Raw genomic sequence first — 2,262 nt, 5'->3', positions numbered from 1 at the left:
GTCGATAGCGAAGCGGCCACACCCGTTCCCATGCCGAACACGGAAGTTAAGCGCTTCAGCGCCGAAAGTAGTTGGGGGTCTCCCCCTGTGAGGATAGGACGTTGCCAGGCAACATGAGACGATCGAGCATCTGCTTGGTCGTCTTTTTCTATGCTTTTCTTCTAAAACTACCTATTATATGAATAGAATTTAAACGATTTCCGAATGTTTTTCCCATACGTTTGCTCAAACGAACACAATTCAGAACTTTCTGAACATCCTCAATTGAATTGCACTTTCTCGTCATACCTGTTACCATTACAGAAATATTTCGAAACAAAGATTCGGGTCCGATAGGAAAGGGGCAATCGATTTTTATGTGGGAAAACAAGTTTGCAAAAGAAGGATTAACATTTGATGACGTCTTACTCGTACCGAGGTTCTCAAACGTCTTACCTAGAGACGTCAACTTAAGTACGAAACTTTGTGAAGGCCTCGAGTTGAATATTCCGGTCATCAGTGCTGGGATGGATACAGTCACAGAAGCACCGATGGCGATTGCGATGGCGCGCCAAGGTGGTCTAGGTGTCATTCACAAGAACATGTCCATGGAAATGCAAGCCGAGCACGTCGATCGCGTCAAACGTTCAGAGAACGGTGTCATCACAAACCCTTTCTATTTAACTCCAGAACGGCAAGTATATGATGCGGAATATTTGATGAGCAAATATCGGATTTCTGGCGTACCAATCGTCAACTCGGAAACAGAACGAAAACTCATCGGGATTTTGACGAACCGTGACCTTCGTTTCATTAAAGACTATTCCACGGTGATTGAAGACGTCATGACGACTGAAAACTTGGTTACGGCCAAAGTCGGCACATCGCTTGAAGAAGCGGAACGCATCCTTCACCAGCATCGAATCGAGAAGTTACCACTCGTCGATGATGCAGGCATTTTAAAGGGACTCATCACGACGAAAGATATCGAGAAAGTCGAACAATTTCCGCATGCTGCGAAAGATAAGCAAGGTCGTCTCCTCGTCGCGGCTGCAGTCGGAGTCACGGGAGATGCTGCGTCACGTGCACAAATCCTGGTCGATGCCGGCGTTGATGCGCTCGTCGTCGATACGGCGCACGGTCACTCGGCAGGGGTCATCGAGAAAGTAAAAGAACTACGTGACCTTTTCCCGACACTCCCGATCATCGCAGGTAACGTCGCGACGGCGGAAGCGACACGGGCATTGATTGAAGCCGGTGCTTCGGTCATCAAAGTCGGTATCGGTCCTGGTTCGATTTGTACGACACGTGTTGTCGCAGGAGTGGGTGTGCCGCAAATCACGGCTGTCTATGACTGTGTCACAGAAGCCCGTGAACATGGCGTGACGGTCATCGCCGACGGTGGCATCAAATACTCAGGCGATATCGTCAAGGCGATTGCTGCAGGTGCGCATGCTGTCATGCTCGGTAGCCTCTTGGCCGGTGTGAAAGAAAGCCCGGGCGAAATGGAAATTTACCAGGGCCGTCAGTTCAAAACGTATCGTGGAATGGGATCGGAAGCATCGATGAAACGTGGTAGCCAAGACCGTTACTTCCAAGAAGCTGATAAGAAGTTCGTCCCAGAAGGTATCGAAGGACGCGTCGCCTATCGGGGTGAATTGGCCGATACGGTTTACCAACTCATCGGTGGTCTTCGTTCAGGGATGGGCTACTGTGGCGCGGCGGACATTCGTTCGCTTCGTGAAGACACGCAGTTCATCCGCATGACAGGTGCTGGACTGCAAGAGAGCCATCCGCACGATGTGCATATCACAAAAGAAGCACCAAACTACTCAAGATAAAAAAATCCGTTGCTCAAATCGTGAGCTGGGCTAACCTAAATTTTTGAGACAATATAAAAACACCTTCGCAGTGGTACACTTAAAAAAAGTGCTAGCATCGGAGGTGTTTTTGCGTGGGCAAAAACGTATATTCAAGAGAAGTGAAATGGGCAGTGGTGAAAGACAAACTGAGCGGTGAGTTGACGACTAGAGAGATCATGGAGAAACACGGGATCAAAAGCGAATCACAGATCCACACATGGATGAGATGGTATCGGTCCAATGAAATCTATCGATTTGACCAGCCCATCGGGAAGCAATACACCTACGGACTCGGTCCTGATTCCGCCAGTGAGGATGACAAGAGAGAGCGTCAACTATCCCACCTGAAGACGGAGAACGACATCTTAAAAAAATTCATGGAGATCGAAAGAGAGTTGAAAAAGAAATAGCGTTAAAGACC

Annotated in this window: 2 protein-coding genes and 1 rRNA gene; all 3 read left to right on the top strand. The window is 48.5% G+C overall.

The genetic code is table 11. The annotated features are described in order from the left end of the window. Positions 1 to 110 (top strand): 5S ribosomal RNA (gene rrf, locus DI14_RS14740); the annotation flags it as partial. A 246-nt stretch (positions 111 to 356) separates the two neighbouring features. Next, positions 357 to 1,820 (top strand): IMP dehydrogenase, encoded by a 1,464-nt coding sequence (guaB, locus tag DI14_RS14735; RefSeq protein WP_034809911.1) that lies wholly within the window; start codon positions 357 to 359, stop codon positions 1,818 to 1,820. 113 nt (positions 1,821 to 1,933) lie between these two features. Continuing rightward, complete coding sequence (locus DI14_RS14730; protein WP_034809910.1) at positions 1,934 to 2,251, top strand: helix-turn-helix domain-containing protein; 318 nt, start codon at positions 1,934 to 1,936, stop codon at positions 2,249 to 2,251. Positions 2,252 to 2,262: the final 11 nt, after the last annotated feature.

Origin of the sequence: Exiguobacterium sp. AB2, assembly GCF_000696055.1 — a bacterium.
Lineage (GTDB): Bacteria > Bacillota > Bacilli > Exiguobacteriales > Exiguobacteriaceae > Exiguobacterium > Exiguobacterium alkaliphilum.
Note: the sequence above shows the minus strand (reverse complement) of the source record. Positions and strands in the feature narration are given on the sequence as shown.

Bases quoted from the DNA above. Each gene is read 5' to 3' on its own strand.
- guaB (WP_034809911.1), top strand. From the start codon at position 357: ATGTGGGAAAACAAGTTTGCAAAAGAAGGATTAACATTTGATGACGTC.